Origin of the sequence: Janthinobacterium amylolyticum (assembly GCF_051380655.1) — a bacterium.
Lineage (GTDB): Bacteria > Pseudomonadota > Gammaproteobacteria > Burkholderiales > Burkholderiaceae_D > Janthinobacterium.
The window spans coordinates 283,032-302,720 of record NZ_JBNYXL010000006.1 but is presented as its reverse complement, the minus strand read 5'-3'; the positions used below and the strand labels follow the sequence as shown (position 1 = coordinate 302,720).

Annotated in this window: 20 protein-coding genes; 19 read left to right on the top strand and 1 reads right to left on the bottom strand. The window is 62.2% G+C overall.

Annotation, left to right across the window (positions count from 1 at the left end; translation table 11 throughout):
- The first annotated feature begins 182 nt into the window (after nucleotides 1–182).
- The 19 genes from ndk (at nucleotide 183) to ACQ4WR_RS14975 (ending at nucleotide 18,934) form a co-directional block, all read left to right on the top strand.
- Nucleotides 183–599 carry a nucleoside-diphosphate kinase gene (gene ndk / locus ACQ4WR_RS15065; RefSeq protein WP_092795197.1) on the top strand — a complete coding sequence of 139 codons (417 nt, stop codon included), beginning with the start codon at nucleotides 183–185 and terminating at the stop codon, nucleotides 597–599.
- Between the two features lie 126 nt (nucleotides 600–725).
- On the top strand, nucleotides 726–1,901 hold the full coding sequence (gene rlmN / locus ACQ4WR_RS15060) for a dual-specificity RNA methyltransferase RlmN (RefSeq protein ID WP_071326298.1): 1,176 nt from the start codon (nucleotides 726–728) through the stop codon (nucleotides 1,899–1,901).
- Nucleotides 1,902–1,957: 56 nt separating this feature from the next.
- Nucleotides 1,958–2,689, top strand: a complete 732-nt coding sequence (pilW, locus tag ACQ4WR_RS15055; RefSeq protein WP_436488173.1) for a type IV pilus biogenesis/stability protein PilW — start codon at nucleotides 1,958–1,960, stop codon at nucleotides 2,687–2,689.
- A gap of 67 nt (nucleotides 2,690–2,756) precedes the next feature.
- Nucleotides 2,757–3,695, top strand: a complete 939-nt coding sequence (locus ACQ4WR_RS15050; protein WP_436488171.1) for a helix-turn-helix domain-containing protein — start codon at nucleotides 2,757–2,759, stop codon at nucleotides 3,693–3,695.
- A 38-nt stretch (nucleotides 3,696–3,733) separates the two neighbouring features.
- Nucleotides 3,734–5,008, top strand: coding sequence for a flavodoxin-dependent (E)-4-hydroxy-3-methylbut-2-enyl-diphosphate synthase (ispG, locus tag ACQ4WR_RS15045; RefSeq protein WP_436488169.1), 1,275 nt, complete (start codon nucleotides 3,734–3,736; stop codon nucleotides 5,006–5,008).
- A gap of 86 nt (nucleotides 5,009–5,094) precedes the next feature.
- The gene (gene hisS / locus ACQ4WR_RS15040) at nucleotides 5,095–6,456 is read left to right on the top strand and encodes a histidine--tRNA ligase (protein WP_436488167.1); all 1,362 of its coding nucleotides are present in this window, start codon (nucleotides 5,095–5,097) and stop codon (nucleotides 6,454–6,456) included.
- A 53-nt stretch (nucleotides 6,457–6,509) separates the two neighbouring features.
- Nucleotides 6,510–7,178 carry a YfgM family protein gene (locus tag ACQ4WR_RS15035; RefSeq protein WP_102296628.1) on the top strand — a complete coding sequence of 223 codons (669 nt, stop codon included), beginning with the start codon at nucleotides 6,510–6,512 and terminating at the stop codon, nucleotides 7,176–7,178.
- Nucleotides 7,179–7,256: 78 nt separating this feature from the next.
- Nucleotides 7,257–8,402 (top strand): outer membrane protein assembly factor BamB, encoded by a 1,146-nt coding sequence (gene bamB, locus ACQ4WR_RS15030; protein WP_102296630.1) that lies wholly within the window; start codon nucleotides 7,257–7,259, stop codon nucleotides 8,400–8,402.
- Nucleotides 8,403–8,407: 5 nt separating this feature from the next.
- Nucleotides 8,408–9,754, top strand: a complete 1,347-nt coding sequence (gene der, locus ACQ4WR_RS15025; RefSeq protein WP_070221915.1) for a ribosome biogenesis GTPase Der — start codon at nucleotides 8,408–8,410, stop codon at nucleotides 9,752–9,754.
- Nucleotides 9,755–10,010: 256 nt separating this feature from the next.
- Nucleotides 10,011–10,247 carry an RNA chaperone Hfq gene (gene hfq / locus ACQ4WR_RS15020; protein ID WP_008450615.1) on the top strand — a complete coding sequence of 79 codons (237 nt, stop codon included), beginning with the start codon at nucleotides 10,011–10,013 and terminating at the stop codon, nucleotides 10,245–10,247.
- Nucleotides 10,248–10,361: 114 nt separating this feature from the next.
- Nucleotides 10,362–11,585, top strand: coding sequence for a GTPase HflX (hflX, locus tag ACQ4WR_RS15015; RefSeq protein ID WP_102296631.1), 1,224 nt, complete (start codon nucleotides 10,362–10,364; stop codon nucleotides 11,583–11,585).
- Between the two features lie 2 nt (nucleotides 11,586–11,587).
- Nucleotides 11,588–12,886: an FtsH protease activity modulator HflK gene (gene hflK, locus ACQ4WR_RS15010; RefSeq protein WP_436488164.1), complete on the top strand. Its 1,299-nt coding sequence runs from the start codon at nucleotides 11,588–11,590 to the stop codon at nucleotides 12,884–12,886.
- Nucleotides 12,886–13,773, top strand: a complete 888-nt coding sequence (hflC, locus tag ACQ4WR_RS15005) for a protease modulator HflC (RefSeq protein ID WP_102296635.1) — start codon at nucleotides 12,886–12,888, stop codon at nucleotides 13,771–13,773. The genes hflK and hflC overlap by 1 nt, the downstream gene beginning before the upstream one ends.
- A gap of 268 nt (nucleotides 13,774–14,041) precedes the next feature.
- Nucleotides 14,042–15,202 carry an ATP phosphoribosyltransferase regulatory subunit gene (locus tag ACQ4WR_RS15000; RefSeq protein WP_102296637.1) on the top strand — a complete coding sequence of 387 codons (1,161 nt, stop codon included), beginning with the start codon at nucleotides 14,042–14,044 and terminating at the stop codon, nucleotides 15,200–15,202.
- Nucleotides 15,203–15,205: 3 nt separating this feature from the next.
- Entirely contained in the window at nucleotides 15,206–16,519 is a 1,314-nt protein-coding gene (locus ACQ4WR_RS14995) for an adenylosuccinate synthase (protein WP_034752021.1), read from the top strand.
- A 66-nt stretch (nucleotides 16,520–16,585) separates the two neighbouring features.
- A complete protein-coding gene (locus ACQ4WR_RS14990; protein ID WP_092795180.1) occupies nucleotides 16,586–17,131 on the top strand; it encodes a phosphoribosyltransferase in 546 nt (181 codons plus the stop codon).
- A gap of 68 nt (nucleotides 17,132–17,199) precedes the next feature.
- Nucleotides 17,200–17,709, top strand: coding sequence for a GNAT family N-acetyltransferase (locus ACQ4WR_RS14985; protein WP_436488162.1), 510 nt, complete (start codon nucleotides 17,200–17,202; stop codon nucleotides 17,707–17,709).
- Complete coding sequence (locus tag ACQ4WR_RS14980; RefSeq protein ID WP_436488160.1) at nucleotides 17,706–18,632, top strand: WD40 repeat domain-containing protein; 927 nt, start codon at nucleotides 17,706–17,708, stop codon at nucleotides 18,630–18,632. Before ACQ4WR_RS14985 ends, ACQ4WR_RS14980 begins: the two co-directional genes overlap by 4 nt.
- Nucleotides 18,629–18,934 carry an NIPSNAP family protein gene (locus ACQ4WR_RS14975; protein ID WP_436488158.1) on the top strand — a complete coding sequence of 102 codons (306 nt, stop codon included), beginning with the start codon at nucleotides 18,629–18,631 and terminating at the stop codon, nucleotides 18,932–18,934. The genes ACQ4WR_RS14980 and ACQ4WR_RS14975 overlap by 4 nt, the downstream gene beginning before the upstream one ends.
- 6 nt (nucleotides 18,935–18,940) lie before the next feature.
- On the opposite strand, the gene ACQ4WR_RS14970 is transcribed toward ACQ4WR_RS14975, so the two are convergent.
- Nucleotides 18,941–19,600, bottom strand: a complete 660-nt coding sequence (locus ACQ4WR_RS14970; protein WP_436488156.1) for a glutathione S-transferase family protein — start codon at nucleotides 19,598–19,600, stop codon at nucleotides 18,941–18,943.
- Nucleotides 19,601–19,689 lie beyond the last annotated feature (89 nt).

Sequence of the window (19,689 nt, the reverse complement as noted above, 5' to 3'; positions counted from 1 at the left end):
AAGGATAGCATGGACCCCGGATTTTGCAAAAAAAGCAGCTTAAGATTTCATTAAACGCAGCCAATGGGGAAGTGTGCCCCCTGCCTGTCTGGGTGATATGGGGTGGAGTATGGTAAAATCAAAGGTTGATTGAGTTCTCAATTTACCGTTTTAAACCTTTCTTTTTATTGGAGTTTTCACACATGGCAATCGAACGCACCCTGTCGATCATCAAACCAGACGCAGTTGCAAAAAACGTAATTGGTCAAATCTACACCCGTTTTGAAAACGCTGGCTTGAAAATCATCGCTGCGCGCATGACCCAACTGACCCGCGAACAAGCTGAAGGCTTCTACGCAGCGCACAAAGAGCGCGGCTTCTTCAAGGACCTGGTTGACTTCATGGTTTCCGGTCCAGTCATGATCCAAGCCCTGGAAGGCGAAAACGCCGTTCTGGCCCACCGTGACCTGATGGGCGCGACCGATCCGAAGAAAGCAGAAAAAGGCACGATCCGCGCCGATTTCGCCGATTCGATCGACGCCAACGCCGTACACGGCTCCGACGCTGTCGAAGCTGCCAAAGTGGAAATCGCTTACTTCTTCCCAGAACTGAAGGCTTAATTGCCTTAGATAACGTTATTTCCTGGCGTTATCTGTGAAATAACTTATCACCCCCCTGTTCCCGCTGCGCTGTGGAGTTTTCGCTCCGGATGCGCGCGGGGACGGATTTTTAGAATAGACATGATCATGAATACGACGACCCTCACCAACTTGCTGGACCTCGATCCCGCGCAACTCATCGCCTACTGCGCCGAGTTGGGAGAGAAACCGTTTCGTGCGAAACAATTGCAACGTTGGATACATCAGTTCGGCGCTTCCGATTTCGACGCCATGACGGATCTGGCCAAGTCGCTGCGCGACAAGCTGGCCACGCGCGCCGAAGTGCGCGCCCCGGCCATCATCAGCGACCACACGTCGACGGATGGCACGCGCAAGTGGCTCGTTGACGTGGGCAATGGCAATGCCGTGGAAACCGTGTTCATTCCGGAAGACAACCGCGGCACCTTGTGCATCTCGACCCAGGCCGGCTGCGCCGTGAACTGCCGTTTCTGCTCGACGGGCAAGCAAGGCTTCAACCGCAACCTGTCCGTGGGCGAAATCATCGGCCAGCTGTGGATGGCGGAATTCGAACTGCGCCGCACCAAGGGTATCGAACCGGGCCCGAAAGGCGAGCGCCAGATCACCAATGTGGTGATGATGGGCATGGGCGAGCCTCTGCTGAACTTTGAGCCGACCGTCACGGCCCTGAAATTGATGCTCGACGACAACGCCTACGGCCTGTCGCGCCGCCGCGTGACGCTGTCGACCTCGGGCGTGGTGCCGATGATGGACAAGCTGTCGCAGGAAGTGCCGGTGGCCCTGGCCGTCTCGCTGCACGCCTCGAACGACACCTTGCGCGATGGTTTGATTCCACTGAACAAGAAATACCCGCTGAAGGAATTGATGGCAGCCTGCAAGCGCTACCTGGAATTCGCCCCGCGCGACTTCATTACCTTCGAGTACTGCATGCTGGACGGCGTCAACGACAGCGACGAGCATGCGCGCGAACTGCTGGCGCTGGTGCAAGACCGCGAGTTCGGCGTGAACTGCAAGTTCAACCTGATTCCATTCAACCCGTTCCCCGAGTCGGGCCTGTTCCGCTCGAAAAACCCGCGCATCAAGGCCTTTGCCCAGGTGCTCATGGATGGCGGCATCATCACCACCGTGCGCAAGACGCGCGGCGACGATATCGATGCGGCCTGCGGCCAGCTGGCCGGCGAAGTCAAGGATCGCACGCGGGTGCAGGAACGCATGGAAAAAATGACTGAATATCAACAGAAATTTGGCGCCAATTTCGGCAAGATCGTGGAGATCCGCTCCTGATGCGGGGAAGCATGGCTTATGCTGGCGTACTTGCCGTGGCTGCTGTCAGCCTGGGCGTGTTGCTGGCCGGCTGTGCTTCCACCGCGGACAAGGAGCAAGCTGCATCGGTCGAACAGCGCGCCGCCTTGCGCTTGCAGCTGGCCAGCGCCTATTATATGCAGAACCAGTTCGTGGTCGCATTGGAAGAGGCAGAGCAGGCGGTGCAACTGCTGCCAGGCAACGCCCAGGGGCGCGGCATGCGGGCCCTGATCTTTGCCGCCCTGCGCCAGCCTGTAGCTGCTGAAAAAGATTTTCTTTACGCATTGCGCCTGGCGCCCCACAATCCCGAGTTGAGCAATAATTATGGCCTGTTTCTATGCCATACCGGGCGCGCGGCGCAGTCGCTGGCGTATTTTGATGCCGCATTGCAAGATGCCGCGTATGCCACGCCTGAACTTGCGCTGCATAATGCGGCGGCGTGCAGCCTGCTCATGAAAGATTACCCGCGCGCCGCCAGCTACTGGCTCAAGGCGGAGCGCATCGCACCTGGCGCGGCAATCACCTATGCCGGCCTGGTGCGCGTGTATTACGAACAGCAAGACTACCGGCAAGCGGCTCATTACCTTGAGCGGCTCGGTAAAGTAGCGACAATGGAGAGCCAGACGGCCGATGTGCTGTGGCTCGGGATCAAGGTGCAGCATAAGCTCGGGGATGCGGGTGCGGAAGCTGGCCTGGGGGCGCATTTGCGCAACCACCATTCCGGCTCGTCCGAATATGCTGCTTATCAAAGTGGGGCGTTTGATGAGTGAGACAGGGATACCAATGAATTCAGAGTGGGCAGAAACGCCTCAGCAGCAGCCCCAGGGCAATCTTGCGTTGGCAGGCGCACAGTTGAAGGCGCAGCGCGAAGCGCTGGGCTGGCCGGTGGAACAGGTGGCGGACCAGCTCAAGCTGGCGCCGCGCCAGGTGATCGCGCTGGAAGAGGGCGACATGGCGGCTTTGCCGAACGTTGCCGTGGTGCGCGGTTTCGTGCGCGCCTATGCCAAGGTGGTGCGTCTTGACGCGGCGCCGCTGGTGGCCATGATCGAAGTCCATCCGGCGCCGGCGCAAGACCCGGCCGCGCCCGTACGGCGCGAGATTTCCGCCACGTTTTCCGAATCGCGCTTCCCGTCGATGACGCAGCGCTCGTCGAACCAGACGCCCCTCTGGATCGCCGGCGCCGTGGCGGTCGTCGTGGCCGCCGCCTTTGGCGCGTATAAGCTCGGCTATGTCCCGGCCAGCCTGCTGTCCTCGCATGCCGAAAAAGAAGCGCCGCATGCGGAAGTGGGTCCTGTGGAAACGACCCTGATCAAGCCGGGCCAGGACTTGTCGCCCGTGCAGACGCCGTCCGTGCCGCTGATTTCCGTGCCGCCGCCGCCAGGCAACGATACGCAAACGGGCGCGCCAGCCGCGTCCGCCATCGCTGCGGCGCCCGCCGCCGTGGTGCCGCCAGCGGCAGTGCCCGCCGCGACGACCGCGGCAGCGGCAACGCCGGCCGCCGTCACGCCGCCTGTTGCGGCCGCGGCCGCGGCCGTGGGCGCGAACGCGCTGGTACTGAAGGTGGAGCAGGATTCCTGGGTGGAAATTCGCCGCCCCGGCACCTCGCCGCTGATTTCGCGCATGGTCAAGGCGGGCAGCACGGAAACGTTCGATATCACGGGCCCTGCCACCCTGGTGGTGGGCAAGCCTGGCGTGGTGCAGGCCACCTTGCGCGGTGCCAAGCTGGACTTGCCGACTGTTCCGGGCGGCACAATTTCCCGTGTCAGCATCAAATAATTGCAGTAACCGTTCAAGCAAACTCAGAAGATAATATTATGGCTACCTCGAAAACAGCGATCGGCTCCGGTCCATCCGACCGGCGCGACAGCCGCAAGGTGCTGATCGCGCACGGCCAGCGCCAGATCTGGGTGGGCGGCGACGCCCCCGTGGTGGTGCAGTCGATGACGAACACGGATACGGCCGACGCCATCGGCACGGCGATCCAGATCAAGGAACTGGCGCGTGCCGGCTCCGAGCTGGTGCGCCTGACGGTGGACCGTCCGGAAGCGGCCGCGGCCGTGCCGTATATCCGCGAGCAGCTCGACAAGATGGATATCGACGTGCCGCTGGTGGGCGATTTCCATTACAACGGCCATACCCTGCTCAACGACTACCCCGATTGCGCGCGCGCGCTGTCGAAGTACCGCATCAATCCGGGCAACGTGGGCAAGGGTGCCAAGCGCGACACGCAATTTGCGCAAATGATCGAAGCGGCCTGCCGCTACGACAAGCCGGTGCGCATCGGCGTCAACTGGGGCAGCCTGGACCAGGCCTTGCTGGCGCGCATCATGGACGAAAACGCGGGCCGCGCCGAACCGTGGCCGGCGCAAGCCGTCATGTACGAGGCGCTCGTGACGTCGGCGATTGAAAACGCCGTGCGCGCCGAAGAACTGGGCCTGGGCCGCGACAAGATCATCCTGTCATGCAAGGTCTCGGGCGTGCAGGACCTGATCGCCGTGTACCGCGAACTGGCGCAGCGCTGCGACTATCCGCTGCACCTGGGCCTGACGGAAGCGGGCATGGGCAGCAAGGGCATCGTCGCCTCGACGGCGGCCCTGGCCGTCTTGCTGCAGGAAGGCATCGGCGACACCATCCGCATTTCTCTCACGCCGGAGCCGGGCGGCGACCGCACGCGCGAAGTCATCGTCGGCCAGGAAATCCTGCAAACCATGGGCTTGCGCAAGTTCGCGCCCATGGTCATCGCCTGCCCTGGTTGCGGCCGCACGACGTCGACCACTTTCCAGGAACTGGCCGACAACATCCAGACCTATCTGCGCGAGCAGATGCCGGAATGGAAGAAATCGTATCCGGGCGTGGAAGCGATGAACGTGGCCGTCATGGGCTGCATCGTCAACGGCCCGGGCGAATCGAAGCATGCGAACATCGGCATCAGCCTGCCCGGCACGGGCGAGTCGCCGGCCGCGCCCGTGTTTGTCGACGGCGAAAAAGTCGTCACCCTGCGCGGCGAGCGCATCGTCGAGGAATTCCAGGACATCGTCCTCAATTATGTTAAAAGCCATTATGGCAAGACCGCACCGGTTGCCGCGTAATCGGTCGGGCAGGTCGGGTTGGCCCTTCGGGCGCCATCCGACAACGTAGATACAGCAACAAGCAAAGAACAGCAAAGAAGAACACTATGTCCGAAAATAAAAAAGCAGATAAGATCACCGGCGTGAAGGGCATGAACGATGTCCTGCCGGCCGACGCCCCGCTGTGGGAGTTGTTTGAAAACACGGCGCAATCCGTGCTGCAAAGCTACGGCTTCCAGCAGATCCGCACGCCGATCGTGGAAGAAACGAAATTGTTCGCGCGCGCCATCGGCGCCGTGACCGATATCGTGGAAAAGGAAATGTATTCGTTCACCGATTCGATGAACGGCGACAACCTGACCCTGCGCCCTGAAGGCACGGCCGGCGTGGTGCGCGCCGTGGTCGAGCACAACCTCGTCTACGAAGGGCCGAAGCGCCTGTGGTACAAGGGCCAGATGTTCCGCCACGAGCGTCCACAGAAGGGCCGCTACCGCCAGTTCCACCAGTTCGGCGCGGAAGCCATCGGCTTTACTGGCCCGGACATCGACGCCGAGCTGATCATGATGACCCGCCGCCTGTGGGATGACCTGGGCCTGGAAGGCATCCGCCTGGAACTCAATTCGATCGGCGACGCAGCCGAGCGCCTGCGCCACCGCGCCGACCTGATCACCTACCTGGAAGGCCACGGCGAGCTGCTCGACGAAGAGGCCAAGCGTCGCCTGCACAGCAATCCGCTGCGCATCCTCGACACCAAGAACCCTGCCATGCAGGACCTGGTCAATGGCGCGCCGAAGCTGCTGGACTACCTGGGCGAGGAATCGCTGGCGCATTTCCACGGCGTGCAGAAGATCCTGAACCACAACAATATTCCGTTTACCGTCAATCCACGCCTGGTGCGCGGCCTCGATTACTACAACCGCACGGTGTTCGAGTGGGTCAGCGACAAGCTGGGCGCGCAAGGCACGGTCTGCGCCGGTGGCCGCTATGACGGCATGGTGGAAATGTTCGGCGGCAAATCGACGCCCGCCGTCGGTTTCGGCATGGGCGTCGAACGCCTGGTGCTGCTGATGAAGGATGCGGCCGAGCCAGAGCAGCCGGCGCAGTGCGACGTCTACCTGGTGCACCAGGGCGAGCAGGCCGGCCTGCAAGCTTTCGTGCTGGCCGAGCGGATTCGCGATGCGGGCCTGGACGTTGTGCTACATTGCGCAGCGAGCAACGGTGGCGGCAGCTTCAAGACGCAAATGAAAAAGGCCGATGCCAGCGGCGCGGCGTTTGCCGTGATCCTGGGCGACGATGAAATCGCCAACAACGTCGCCACCGTGAAAGCCATGCGCGAAGCCGATGCGGGCGCGCAGCAGAACACGGTGCCGTTCGACGATGTTGTCGACTATGTGGTCGACCAGATCATCGGCGAACATGACTGCGGCCATGACCACGGTCCTGGCGGCCACGTGCATCACCACCACTGATTTGAAGCAACACAGTTGTACCCTCGATCAACTACTCATTAAAACTGACGACCATGGCATACGATCACGAAGAACAAGAACAACTGGCAACCCTCAAGGCCTGGTGGCAGCGCAATGGCAATCTGACCTCCTGGGTCCTGATCGTGGCGCTGGCAGGTTATAGCGGCTGGGCTGGCTGGCAGTACTACCAGCGCACCCAGGCGGCGCAAGCGGGCCAGTTGTACGATGAATTGCAAAACGCCATCGCCGCCAAGGATACGGCCAAGGTCATGCGCGCGGCCGGCGACATGCAGTCGCGCTTCGGCGGCACGGCCTACGCGCAGATGAGCGCCCTGGCCGCGGCCAAGGTAGCCTTCGACGCGAACGACCTGAAAACGGCGAAGACCCAGCTGCAATGGGTGGCCGAGCATGGCACGGAAGAGTACAAGGCCATCGCCAAGCTGCGCCTGGCCGGTGTCTTGCTGGATGAAAAAGCCTACGACGAAGCACTGAAAGTGCTGGCGACGGCTTCCGTGCCGCAATTTGCCGGTGCCGTGGCGGACCGCAAGGGCGACATCCTGGTGGCGCAAAACAAGCTGGCCGATGCCCGCACGGCCTACCTGGCCGCGATAGCCGCGACGGACAAGAACAATCCAGGCCGTCAATTGATCCAGGTCAAGCTGGAATCGATCGGCGGTACGGTGCCGGAAGACAAGGCCAAGGCTGACAAGGCCGCCGCCTGATAGAGCCGGTTGCGCTGCGCGGCCCCTGCGCCGCCGGCCTCACCGTTACAAGTACAAGAAAAAGGTTGGATAACACTTATGCGTGTCACTGAAAAGCTGGTAGCTGCAAGCCTGTTGGCCCTGATGGCGGGTTGCTCCTCGTGGAACCCGTTTGCCTCGAAAGATCCGAAAGTCGAACCGGCCAAACTGGTCGAGTTAAAATCGAGCATCGCCGTGCGCGATGCCTGGAAATATTCGATCGGCAAGGCGGGCGTGTATGCGTTCACGCCGGCACTGGCTGGCGGCAGCCTGTACGTGGTCAACGCCGATGGCGCGCTGGCGCGCCTGGATGCGGCCAGCGGCCGTGAAACCTGGCGCATCAAGGCGGGCAGCGATATCACTTCGAGCGCCGGCAGCGATGGCACGGTGGTGGCAGTCGGCGCCGCCAAGGGCGCCGTGCTGGCGTTTGACGCCGATGGCAAGCAGCTGTGGAAAGCGCAGGCGTCCAGTGAAGTGCTGACGCCGCCAGTGGTCAGCCAGGGCGTGGTGGTGGTGCGCAGCGTCGACAACCGCATCGTCGGCTTCGACGCCAAGACGGGCGAGCGCAAGTGGACCGTCCAGCGCGCCACGCCGGCATTGACCCTGCGCAATGCGCCGGGCATGGTGCTGGGCGGCACGAACGTATATGTGGCCCAGCCGGGCGGCAAGCTGCTGGCCCTGACGGCGGCGACCGGTGTGGTACGCTGGGAGATCGTCGTCAGCGAACCGCGCGGCGCTACCGAACTGGAGCGTGTCTCCGATATCGCCGGCACGCCGGTGGTGTTCGAGGGCGAAGTGTGCGCCGTGACGTACCAGGGCAAGGTTGGCTGCTTCGATGCGGCCACGGGCGTGCCACGCTGGAACAAGCCATTGTCGTCCGATGTGGGCGTGGCGGTGGACCAGCGTTTCGTCTTTGCCGCCGATGACCAGGGCGCCGTCCTGGCGTTCAGCCGCGATGGCGGGCAGAGCGCCTGGAAGAATGACGCGCTGGCACGCCGCCGCCTGTCGACGCCAGCGTCGTTCGGCCGCAGCGTCGCCGTTGGCGATTATCAAGGTTACATCCACTTCCTGTCACGGGAAGATGGCGCATTAATAGGTCGGGTCAGCACCGACGGCAGCCCGATTGTTTCGGCTCCCGTTGTTGCCGGTTCGAATTTGATTTTTCAAACCCAATCAGGGACAGTGACCGCTCTCGCGGTCGAGTAATACAAATGAAGCCGGTAATTGCACTAGTAGGTCGACCCAATGTTGGGAAATCGACTTTATTCAATCGTCTGACCCGCTCGCGCGATGCGCTAGTGGCGGATTTGCCTGGGTTGACGCGCGATCGTCACTATGGCGAAGGCCGTGTCGGCGAACGTCCCTTCCTGGTCATCGATACGGGTGGTTTCGAACCCGTCGCCAAGGAAGGCATCATGCACCAGATGGCACTGCAGACCAAGCAGGCCGTGGCCGAGGCCGACGTGGTGGTATTCATCGTGGACGGCCGCCAGGGCCTGACCCCGCATGACAAGACCATCGTCGACTTCCTGCGCAAGAGCGGTCGTCCGGTCTTGTTGGTGGTCAACAAAAGCGAAGGCATGCGCTATACGGCCGTCGTGTCCGAATTCTATGAATTGGGCATGGGCGATCCGTATGCGATTTCGTCGGCGCACGGCGACGGCGTCAACGACCTCGTCGAAGTGATGCTGGACCTGGCGTTCGCGCAGCGTCCGGATGAGCCTGAAGAGCTGGAAAAGACCGACCGCGGCATCAAGATCGCCCTGGTCGGCCGTCCGAACGTGGGCAAGTCGACCTTGATCAACACCCTGCTGGGCGAAGAGCGCGTGATCGCCTTCGACATGCCGGGCACGACGCGCGATTCGATCGAGATTCCGTTCGAGCGCGATGGCCAGCAATACACCCTGATCGACACGGCCGGTATCCGCCGCCGTGGCAAGGTGTTTGAAGCGATCGAGAAATTCTCGGTGGTGAAAACCCTGCAGTCAATTTCCGAAGCCAACGTGGTGGTGCTGATGCTTGACGCGCAGCAGGATATTTCCGAGCAGGACGCGCATATCGCCGGCTTCATCCTGGAATCGGGCCGCGCGCTGGTGGTGGCCGTGAACAAATGGGATGGCCTGCAATCGCACCAGCGCGACGAGATCAAGATCGATATCGACCGCAAGCTCGATTTCCTGTCGTTCGCGCAGATGCATTTCATTTCCGCGCTGAAGGGCACCAACATCGGTCCGCTGATGAAGTCGCTCAACGCCGCATATGCGGCCGCCATGTGCGACCTGTCGACACCGAAGCTGACGCGCGCCCTGATCGAGGCCGTGGAGAAGCAGGAGCCGCGCCGCAAGGGTTCGATTCGTCCGAAGCTGCGCTATGCCCACCAGGGCGGCATGAACCCGCCTGTGATCGTTATTCACGGCAATGCGCTCGACGCCGTCGGCGATCCGTACAAGCGCTATCTCGAAAAACATTTCCGCGATACCTTTGCGCTGGTCGGTACGCCATTGCGCATCGAGTTGCGCACGGGTAAAAACCCGTTCGCACGCACGCCGAGCAAGTAACGGCAAGCAGCTAATGATTTAGCAGCTGGATTAAGTGCATATTAAGGCGCCGCAGAGATAATGCGGCGCCGACAGCCAATAATATGGCGATTTGCACGAAAATAATAAAGTGTTAATGCGCCATGCGCGACAGCGATCGCGAAAACAGGTTACAGTAGCTGTGATGCATCTTTCTCTCTCTGAAAGGTGTGAGAGCACTTGAAATCAAGCGAGTCGCCTCCAATTCTTACACAACAACATAAACAACGGAGCTGTTATGAGCAACAAAGGGCAACTGTTACAAGACCCATTCCTCAATGCATTACGCAAAGAGCATGTTCCTGTCTCGATTTACCTGGTCAATGGCATTAAATTGCAGGGCCATATCGAATCGTTCGATCAATACGTCGTATTGCTGCGCAATACGGTGACACAGATGGTGTACAAGCATGCCATCTCGACAGTGGTGCCGGCCCGTGCCGTCAATCTCAATATTGAATCTGAAGCGGAGTAAAGCGTTGAGCTTGACGGCCCAGCGCCTTTCACCCTCCATCGCTCCCGTCCGCGCCAGCGGCGCTGATGCGTTTGCATCGGCGTCGGCGTCCGCTTCAACTTGCCTGTTCCCATCATGCGCGCGGCACTAGTCGGGGTTGACTTCGGTCACAGCGACTTCGCCGCCAGCATGGAGGAACTCATGCTGTTGTCGCGTTCGGCCGGCGCGGACCCGATTTCCACCATCACGGCCAAGCGTTCCAGTCCCGATTCCGCGTATTTTGTCGGCAGCGGCAAGGCGGACGAAATTGGCGACGCCGTCGTCAATGATGGCCTGGAAATCGTCATCTTCAATCACGCCCTTTCACCTGCCCAGCAGCGCAATCTGGAAAAGCGCCTGAATGTGCGCGTGCTCGACCGTACCAGCCTGATCCTCGACATCTTCGCGCAGCGCGCCAAGAGCCACGAGGGCAAGCTGCAGGTCGAGCTGGCCCAGCTGCAGCATCTGGCCACGCGCCTGATCCGCGGCTGGACCCACCTGGAGCGGCAAAAGGGCGGTATCGGCTTGCGCGGTCCCGGCGAGACGCAGCTTGAAACGGACCGCCGGCTGATCGGCGACCGCGTCAAGGCACTGCGCGCGCGCCTGGAAAAACTGCACAAGCAGCGCGAAACGCAGCGCCGCGCGCGCGGGCGCAATCACACATTTTCCGTGTCCCTGGTCGGCTATACCAATGCCGGCAAGTCGACCCTGTTCAATGCCGTGACCAAGGCCGGCGTGTATGTCGCCGACCAGTTGTTCGCCACCTTGGACACCACCTCGCGCCGGGTTTACCTGGGCCAGGAAGTGGGCAATGTGGTGATCTCCGACACGGTCGGTTTCGTGCGCGAATTGCCGCACCAGCTGGTGGCGGCTTTCCGCGCCACGCTCGAAGAAACCATCCATGCCGATCTGCTGCTGCACGTCGTCGACGCCTCGTCGCCGGTGCGCATGGAGCAGATCGAGCAGGTCAACCTGGTCTTGAAAGAGATCGGCGCCGATCATATTCCGCAGATACTCGTGTGGAACAAGATCGATGCGGCCGGGCTGGAGCCTTCGGTGGAGCGCGACGAATATGCTACGATCAGTCGCGTGTTCGTCAGTGCGCAAAAGGGCAGCGGTCTCGACCTGCTGCGTGATGCAATTGTCGAGATGGCCAAGAAAGCGCCGGGCTCGGCTCACCTCTATCAGAACGGCGACGCGCAGTTGCAGGACGATCAGCTGATTGATCTGCCCGAGCAGCACGATGACGCCGCGGACCAGGCCGAAGAGCCTGGCGAGGACGATAGGTTTTCCACCCACTCCCAAGTCGGAACACGATAGTTATGCTTGTCTCCCTACTCAAAAAAACAGGCTTGAAGTTGTCCCTGAACGACCCCCGCTGGGGCAATCGCAAGGACGACGGCAAGAAAGCCCAAGAAGGCAAAAAGCCCGGCGAAGGTCCGCCGGACCTCGACCAGTTATGGCGCGATTTCAATCAGCGCCTGAACGCCTTTTTTGGACAGAAGAACCGTCCCGACAACGGCGGCAATAACAACGGTGGCGGCGGCAGCGGCCCGCGTCCCGACATGAAGGGTGCCGGCATCACCGCCGGCGTGGTCGGCGTGATCGCCGTGCTGATCTGGCTTGCCAGCGGCGCCTTCATCGTGCAAGAGGGCCAGAGCGGCGTCGTGCTGACGTTCGGCAAATACACGCGCACCACGCCGGCCGGTTTCAACTGGCGCTGGCCTTACCCGTTCCAGACCGATGAAACCGTCAACGTGTCGCAGGTGCGCACGGTGGAAGTGGGCTACCGCCAGTCGCTGCGCAACAAGCAGGCCAGCGAATCGCTGATGCTGACGGACGATGAAAACATCATCGACATCCAGTTCGCGGTGCAGTACACCCTGAAAGATCCTGTCGAATGGCTGTTCAGCGTGCGCGACCAGGAAGACACCTTGCGCCAGGTCGCCGAAACGGCGATCCGCGAAGTGGTCGGTCGCAGCAAGATGGACTTCGTGCTGTATGAAGGACGCGAGAAAGTCGCGTACGAAACGCAGCAGCTGATGCAGCAGATTCTCGACCGCTACAAGGTCGGCGTCTTCATCAACAACGTGACGATGCAGGCCGTGCAGCCGCCGGAGCAGGTGCAAGCCGCCTTCGACGATGCCGTCAAGGCGGGCCAGGACCGTGAACGCCAGAAGAATGAAGGCCAGGCTTACGCCAACGACGTCATTCCGAAAGCGCGCGGCGCGGCATTCCGCCTGATGCAGGAAGCCGAAGCGTACCGCTCCCTGGTGACCGAGAACGCCGAAGGTAATGCTTCGCGCTTCAAGCAGGTGCTGGTCGAGTACCAGAAGGCGCCGGCCGTCACGCGTGACCGCATGTACCTGGAAACCATGCAGCAAGTGTTCAGCAGTGCCAGCAAGGTCATGGTTGACGCCAAGACGGGCAGCAACCTGCTGTATCTGCCGCTCGACAAGTTGATCGCCCAGCAGGCGGCGTCGGACGCTTCGGCCGCGGCAGCGCGCGCCGCAGCGGCCGCACCCGCCGCCAATACCGTAATGCCACAGGAAGCCATGCAGACAGTAGAAGTCAATTCGCGTCGCGACAGCCGCTCTTCGCGTGAACGGGAGAGCCGCTAATGAACCGTATCGTCGCCGCCCTGATCGCGGGCTTTATCGCGATCATGCTCTTGTCCTCGACCGTGTTCGTCGTCGACCAGCGTAAATACGCCATCGTCTTCGCCCTGGGCGAGGTCAAGGAAGTGATCAGCGAACCTGGCTTGTACTTCAAGCTGCCGCCGCCGTTCCAGAACGTCATGTACCTGGACAAGCGCGTGCTGACCATCGACACGCCGGAACCCGAGCGTTTCATCACGGCCGAGAAGAAAAACATCCTCGTCGACGCCTTCGTGAAATGGCGCATCTCCGATCCACGGCTGTATTTCCGCAGCTTTGGCGGCGATGAAAGCCGCGCCCGCAACCGCATGTCGCAAATCGTCAAGGCTGCACTGAACGATGAAATCACCAAGCGCACCGTGCGCGAAGTGATCTCGGGCCAGCGCGGCAAGGTGATGGAAGCCATCCTGGCGAAGGTCGCGGCGGAAGCCAAGTCGATCGGCGTGGGCATCGTCGATGTGCGCCTGAAACGCGTCGACTACGTCGAGCAGATCAACAACTCGGTGTACGACCGCATGAAGTCCGAGCGCGTGCGCGTGGCCAACGAGCTGCGTTCGACCGGTTCGGCCGACTCCGAGAAAATCCGCGCCGACGCCGACAAGCAGCGCACGGTGATCCTGGCCGAAGCCTATCGCGAAGCCGAGAAGATCCGCGGCGAGGGCGATGCCAAGGCGTCGCAGGTGTATGCGGAAGCGTTTGGCCGCAATCCGGAGTTCTACAAGTTTTACCGTAGCCTGGAAGCCTACCGCGCCACCTTCAAGGACAAGGGCGACGTGATGGTGGTCGACCCGAGCTCGGAATTCTTCAAGTACTTCAAGGGCAACGGCACGGCCGCGCCGTCGAAGAAGTAAGGCAGCATCCAGACCGTCCCGGCCCGCAAGGGCAGGGCGGCGGCAGCGGGGCCGGCATCGATGCCGGCCCCGTTTTTTTGTGCCCGTCAGGTTGTTGCGGGAGGGCATAAAATGCGGTGTTTTTAGGGCTGCGCGGCAGCAAATCGGAGAACTTATCCCTAAAGGCCCGTGTTTTCGCGTAAAATATCAGGTTCGGCCTCTTGCCTGGCGCGCCCGCCGCTGCCTCGCATGATGCATTTTTCAACTTTCTTCCGTATCTCGCTCCCTCATGCCGAATTGGCTTTTGCCCGAAAATATTGCCGATGTTCTGCCGTCGGAAGCGCGCAAGATCGAAGAGCTGCGCCGCCTCATGCTGGACAATTTCCGTCTGTACGGATATGAACTGGTGATGCCGCCGCTGCTCGAGTATCTGGAATCGCTGATGACCGGCGCCGGCAAGGATACCGACCTGCGCACGTTCAAGCTGGTCGACCAGCTGTCCGGCCGCATGCTTGGCCTGCGCGCCGACATGACCACGCAAGTGGCGCGCATCGACGCCCACCTGCTGAACCGTGCCACCGTCACGCGCCTGTGCTACGCCGGCAGCGTGCTGCATACCCGTCCATCGGGCTTGCACGCCACCCGCGAGCCGCTGCAGATCGGCGCCGAAATCTATGGCCACGCCGGCCTGGAGGCGGATGCCGAGATCCAGGAACTGGCGCTCGCCTCGCTGGCACTGGCCGGTTTTGACAGCGTGCGCCTGGATTTGTCGCACGTCGGCCTGTTGCGCGCTATCATTGCGCAAGACGCCGCCGCCGTGCGCGACGAAGCTGCCCTGTACACCCTGCTGCGCGCGAAAGATGCGCCTGGCTTGCGCGCCCTGACCGCATCTTACGATGCCGTGACGCGCGATGCGCTGCTGGCCTTGCCCGGCCTGTACGGCGACATCGACGTGCTGGCGCGAGCGCGCGAAGTGCTGCCGCCGTTGCCGGGCGTGCTGAAGGCGCTGGCTGAACTGGCCGCGCTCGCAGGCTCCGCCCTGGGCCGCGCCGAAGTGGCGATCGACCTGGCCGACCTGCGCGGCTACCAATATGAAAGTGGCGCGATGTTTGCGCTGTATGTACCTGGCTTGCCGAACGCGGTTGCGCGCGGCGGCCGTTATGACCACGTCGGCGAAGCGTTCGGCCGGGCACGTCCCGCGACCGGCTTCTCGCTCGATTTGCGCGAACTGGCGCGCCTGCTCCCAACGGCGGAACGGAAGCATTCGATCCGCGCCCCATGGGGCAGCGCGCCAGAATTGAAGGAAAAAATCGCCGAGTTGCGCAAGGCGGGCGAGGTCGTGATCCAGAGTATGCCGGGTCACAGTAATGAACAAGACGAGTTCGAGTGCGATCGCGTGCTGGTACTTGCCGATAATGGTAGTAGCTGGATTCTTAAAAACTTAGGTTAAGTGATGTCAAAGAAAATTATGGCAAAGAACGTCGTTGTCATCGGCACCCAATGGGGCGATGAAGGTAAAGGCAAGATCGTCGATTGGTTGACCGATCACGCCCAAGGTGTGGTGCGCTTCCAGGGTGGCCACAATGCAGGCCACACGCTGGTCATCGGTGGCGTGAAAACCGCGCTGCAGCTGATCCCGTCGGGCATCATGCGTCCAGGCGTTGCCTGCTACATCGGTAATGGCGTGGTCGTTTCCGTGCCGGACGTGCTGCGCGAAATCGACAAGCTGGAAGCCGTCGGCGTCGAAGTCGCCTCGCGCCTGAAAGTGTCGGACGCCGCGCCCGTGATCCTGCCTTACCACACCGCGATCGACCTGGCGCGTGAAGCCAAGCGTGGCGATGCGAAGATCGGCACCACCGGCAAGGGTATCGGCCCGGCCTACGAAGACAAGGTGGCGCGCCGCGCCATCCGCATTGCCGACCTGCTGAACGAGAAGCGCTTTGCCGAAAAGCTGGCGGAAAACCTCGATTACCATAACTTCGTGCTGGAAAACTACCTGAAAGCACCGAAGGTCGACTATCAGAAGACCCTCGACGACGCGCTGGCCTATGTGCCGCGCCTGCGTCCGATGGTTACCGACGTGTCGAGCGCGCTGTACAAGGCGCACAAGGCCGGCGCCAACCTGCTGTTCGAAGGCGCGCAAGGTTCCCTGCTCGACGTCGACCACGGCACCTATCCATTCGTCACCTCGTCGAACTGCGTGGCCGGCAATGCCGCCGCCGGTTCGGGCGTGGGTCCTGGCATGCTGCACTACATCATGGGCATCACCAAGGCCTACACGACGCGCGTCGGCTCCGGCCCGTTCCCGTCGGAACTGCCAACGGATGCGGGCGTCGGCCACCACCTGGCGCAAGTCGGCCATGAATTCGGTACCGTGACGGGCCGTGCCCGCCGCTGCGGCTGGTTCGATGCCGCCTTGCTGCGCCGCTCGGTGCAGATCAACGGCGTGACGGGCATGTGCCTGACCAAGCTGGATGTGCTCGACGGTATCGAAACGCTGAAGCTGTGCACCGGCTACACCATCGACGGCGTGGCCACGGACATCTTCCCGTCGGGCGCTGAAGAAGCCGCCCGTTGCGTGCCGGTGTACGAAGAGATGCCGGGCTGGACGGAAAGCACCGTCGGCGCGAAATCGCTGGCGGCCCTGCCAGCAACGGCGCGCGCTTACATCAAGCGCATCGAAGAACTGGTCGGCGTACCGGTGGACATGGTTTCGACCGGTCCGGATCGTGAAGAAACGATCGTGCTGCGCCACCCATTCGAATAAGCTGCTGGACACAATCCGCCGCAAGGCGGATTTTTTTAATCAAGCCAATAACAAGATTCCACTATCATGACTACCCCACAATCGAACGATCAACATCTCTGGGTCAACTGGGAAGAGTACCACCGCCTGATCGAGCGCCTCGCGCTCAAGGTCCACGAATCGGGCTGGAAATTTGACCAGGTATTGTGCCTGGCGCGCGGCGGCGTGCGCCCTGGCGACGTCTTCTCGCGCATTTTTGATTTGCCGCTGGCCATCCTGTCGACCAGCTCCTACCGCGAAGACAAGGGCACCACCCAGGGCGACCTGGATATCGCCAAGTACATGACCATGACCAAGGGCCCGCTGGCCGGCCGCATCCTGCTGGTCGACGACCTAGCCGATTCGGGCGTCACGCTGGATAAAGTCACGCGTCACCTGAAAGACAACTTCCCGGGCGTGACCGAAGTCAAATCGGCCGTGATCTGGCTGAAGGGCTGCTCCGTCGTGCGTCCAGACTACTTCCTCGACGAGCTGCCACACAACCCGTGGATCCACCAGCCATTCGAAGATTACGACGGCCTGCGTCCGCACCAGCTGGCGGCGTGGATCAAGAAGGGCGAGTCGAGCAAGTAATCACTGCTTGCGTGTTGGCGAAAAAAAGACGATCGTGTATCGTCTTTTTTTTCGTCCAAGGAAATGCCATGACTATCCTGCACACGGCGCGCCTGCGCCTCGAACCCGTCACAGAGAAGCATTACGACGCCATGCACGCCATGAACTCGGATACCGAAGTGATGACCTACCTTAACGCGGGCCAGCCGGAGACGGAAGAGCATACGCGCGCCGCCGTTGCCCGCATCATGGGACGCTGGGCCGAGTGGGGATATTCGTGGTGGGCCCTGATGCGCACTGAAGACGAGGTGCTGGTAGGACTGGCCTGCCTGCAGCATATCGGCGGCGACAAGACGCAGCCGCACGAAATCGGCTGGCGCCTGGCGCGGGCTGGCTGGGGCAAGGGCTATGCGAGCGAGGCGGCCAATGCCATCGTCGCGCATGCGTTCGGCGTCGTCGGCGCGCCCGAAGTGGTGGCCGTGGCGCACCCGGACAACGCCGCCTCGATCAAGGTCATGACGCGCCTGGGCATGCAGTACGTGGGCATGGAGCGCCACTACGACATCGACAGCGTGGTGTACCGCCTGGCGCGTCCATGACGGCAAGCGCGAAGCCCCTCAAGCTGGGCTGCAGCTACAGCGTGCAGTTTTCACCGGATGGCACGCGCCTGGCCGTGCTGGGGCGCGACCTGGTCGTGTGGGACGTGGCTACGCGCCAGAAAGTATGGCGCGGCAAATTCATCGCCCACTGTTCCAGCATGGCGTTCTCGCCCGACGGCGCCCGACTGGCCGTCAAGAGCACGACGGGCCAGATGGCCGTGGTGGATGCGCTCGCGGGCCAGCTGCTGCTGAATTTCCAGAACAAGAAGGATGGCGAAGGCTGCGGCCCCGCATGGTCGGCCTGCGGTCGCTATCTTGCGGACGGCGGCTGGGATGGCCGCCTGCGGGTGCGCGATGCGCAGACGGGCCAGGTCTTGAGCATGCAGGAGCATCCGCGCGAGATGCTGCGCGGACTTTGGCTGATCGATGGCGGACGGCGCTTGCTGGTCCTGCATGGCGTCAAATCGGTGGAAGAAGGACAGGTGCAGCCGCCCGACTATTGCAGCGTGTGGGACTGGCCGCCGCAGGCCGATGCCGGCCGCGTGGCGCTGTCGCTGCCCAAGCTGGCATCGTGCGCGCCATCGCCTGACGGTGAGCGCCTGGCCGTGCTGCATTACGCCGGCGGCCAGGAATATCTGTCCGTGCATGCGCTGGACGATGGCCGCCAGCTGGCCAGCGTTCCCGTGGAAGCGGGCGCCGGCACGGGCGACGCCTTGCGCTGGCTGCCCGACGGCAGCGCGCTGGGACGCATCGGCAGGGGCAAGCTGCTGTTCTACGCCTGGCCCGGCCTCGGCGTGCTGGCCGAACACGCGTTTACCTACCCCTGCGCGCTGGCCTTCCTGCCGGGCACGCCACTGGCCGCCATCGGCTCGTGGGAAACGGGCCTGCTGACGGAATTGAATCCATACAAGGAAAACCCATGATCACCTGCTATCTGCGCTACATCATCGACCCCTATAAACTGCAGGAATTCGAAGCCTACGGCAAGCTGTGGATACCGCTGGTCGAGCGCTTCGGCGGCCGGCACCACGGCTACTTCCTGCCATCGGAAGGCGCCAGCAACGTGGCGCTGGCCATGTTTTCCTTCCCCAGCCTGGCCTTGTACGAACAGTACCGCATCGACTCGCTGCAGGACGCCGAGTGCCAGGCGGCCTTCCACTACGCCGAGGAGACGCGCTGTATCGTCAGCTACGAGCGCAGTTTCTTCCGTCCCGTGTTTGGCTGATCAGCCTCAATCGCGCTGCGGCGCGCCGAGCGGGAAGAGGTGCCGGTACGGGCGTGCCTCTTCCACCGCGCGGGCGAATGATGGACGGGCCAGCAATCGCGCGCGGTAGGCACGCAGCAGTGGCAGCGTGGCGGGGATCGGCTGCGTCCAGTCCGCATAGAACAGCGTCGGCGCGGCAGCGCAGTCGGCCAGGCTGAAGTGCTCGCCGGCGGCCCACGTCCTGCCGGCCAGGCGCGCTTCCAGCCAGGCATAGGCGAGGTCCAGCTTTTCCGCGGCAAAGGCGCGGCCTGCCAGGGTTTGCGCCGCGTCGCCGCTCAGGGCCGCGTTGACGGCATGCTGCACCGGCGTCATGACGTGCAGATCGCAACAGCGGTCGAGAAAACGCACTTCCAGCGCCTGCAGCGGATCGTCCGGCAGCAGCTGGCGCGGGCCGGGATGGGCCAGTTGCAGGTATTCGATGATGATGCTGGTCTCGGCGACATTGCGCTCGCCGTCGACCAGCAATGGAAACTTGCGCAGCGGCCAGCGCTCCAGCCATTCTTGAAGGTGCCGCGGCATGTCCGGCGCCAGGCAGCGGAAGGTGAACGGCAGGGCGTTCTCGTACAGGGCAATGAGTACCTTTTGCGTGTACGAGGAAAAGGGATGGCCGTAGAGGATGAGGGACACGGTGGGATCTCCTGTGCAAGGCGTGGCAGCACGCGCGTGCTGCCACGATAGATCAATGACGGCCGCCCTGCAAGCGATCCGCGCCGTAG

Excerpts from the sequence above, each read along its gene's own strand:
- ndk (WP_092795197.1), top strand. The coding sequence starts at position 183 with ATGGCAATCGAACGCACCCTGTCGATCATCAAACCAGACGCAGTTGCA.
- rlmN (WP_071326298.1), top strand. The coding sequence starts at position 726 with ATGAATACGACGACCCTCACCAACTTGCTGGACCTCGATCCCGCGCAA.
- ispG (WP_436488169.1), top strand. The coding sequence starts at position 3,734 with ATGGCTACCTCGAAAACAGCGATCGGCTCCGGTCCATCCGACCGGCGC.
- hisS (WP_436488167.1), top strand. The coding sequence starts at position 5,095 with ATGTCCGAAAATAAAAAAGCAGATAAGATCACCGGCGTGAAGGGCATG.
- ACQ4WR_RS15035 (WP_102296628.1), top strand. The coding sequence starts at position 6,510 with ATGGCATACGATCACGAAGAACAAGAACAACTGGCAACCCTCAAGGCC.
- bamB (WP_102296630.1), top strand. The coding sequence starts at position 7,257 with ATGCGTGTCACTGAAAAGCTGGTAGCTGCAAGCCTGTTGGCCCTGATG.
- der (WP_070221915.1), top strand. The coding sequence starts at position 8,408 with ATGAAGCCGGTAATTGCACTAGTAGGTCGACCCAATGTTGGGAAATCG.
- hfq (WP_008450615.1), top strand. The coding sequence starts at position 10,011 with ATGAGCAACAAAGGGCAACTGTTACAAGACCCATTCCTCAATGCATTA.
- hflX (WP_102296631.1), top strand. The coding sequence starts at position 10,362 with ATGCGCGCGGCACTAGTCGGGGTTGACTTCGGTCACAGCGACTTCGCC.
- hflK (WP_436488164.1), top strand. The coding sequence starts at position 11,588 with ATGCTTGTCTCCCTACTCAAAAAAACAGGCTTGAAGTTGTCCCTGAAC.
- hflC (WP_102296635.1), top strand. The coding sequence starts at position 12,886 with ATGAACCGTATCGTCGCCGCCCTGATCGCGGGCTTTATCGCGATCATG.
- ACQ4WR_RS15000 (WP_102296637.1), top strand. The coding sequence starts at position 14,042 with ATGCCGAATTGGCTTTTGCCCGAAAATATTGCCGATGTTCTGCCGTCG.
- ACQ4WR_RS14995 (WP_034752021.1), top strand. The coding sequence starts at position 15,206 with ATGTCAAAGAAAATTATGGCAAAGAACGTCGTTGTCATCGGCACCCAA.
- ACQ4WR_RS14990 (WP_092795180.1), top strand. The coding sequence starts at position 16,586 with ATGACTACCCCACAATCGAACGATCAACATCTCTGGGTCAACTGGGAA.
- ACQ4WR_RS14985 (WP_436488162.1), top strand. The coding sequence starts at position 17,200 with ATGACTATCCTGCACACGGCGCGCCTGCGCCTCGAACCCGTCACAGAG.
- ACQ4WR_RS14980 (WP_436488160.1), top strand. The coding sequence starts at position 17,706 with ATGACGGCAAGCGCGAAGCCCCTCAAGCTGGGCTGCAGCTACAGCGTG.
- ACQ4WR_RS14975 (WP_436488158.1), top strand. The coding sequence starts at position 18,629 with ATGATCACCTGCTATCTGCGCTACATCATCGACCCCTATAAACTGCAG.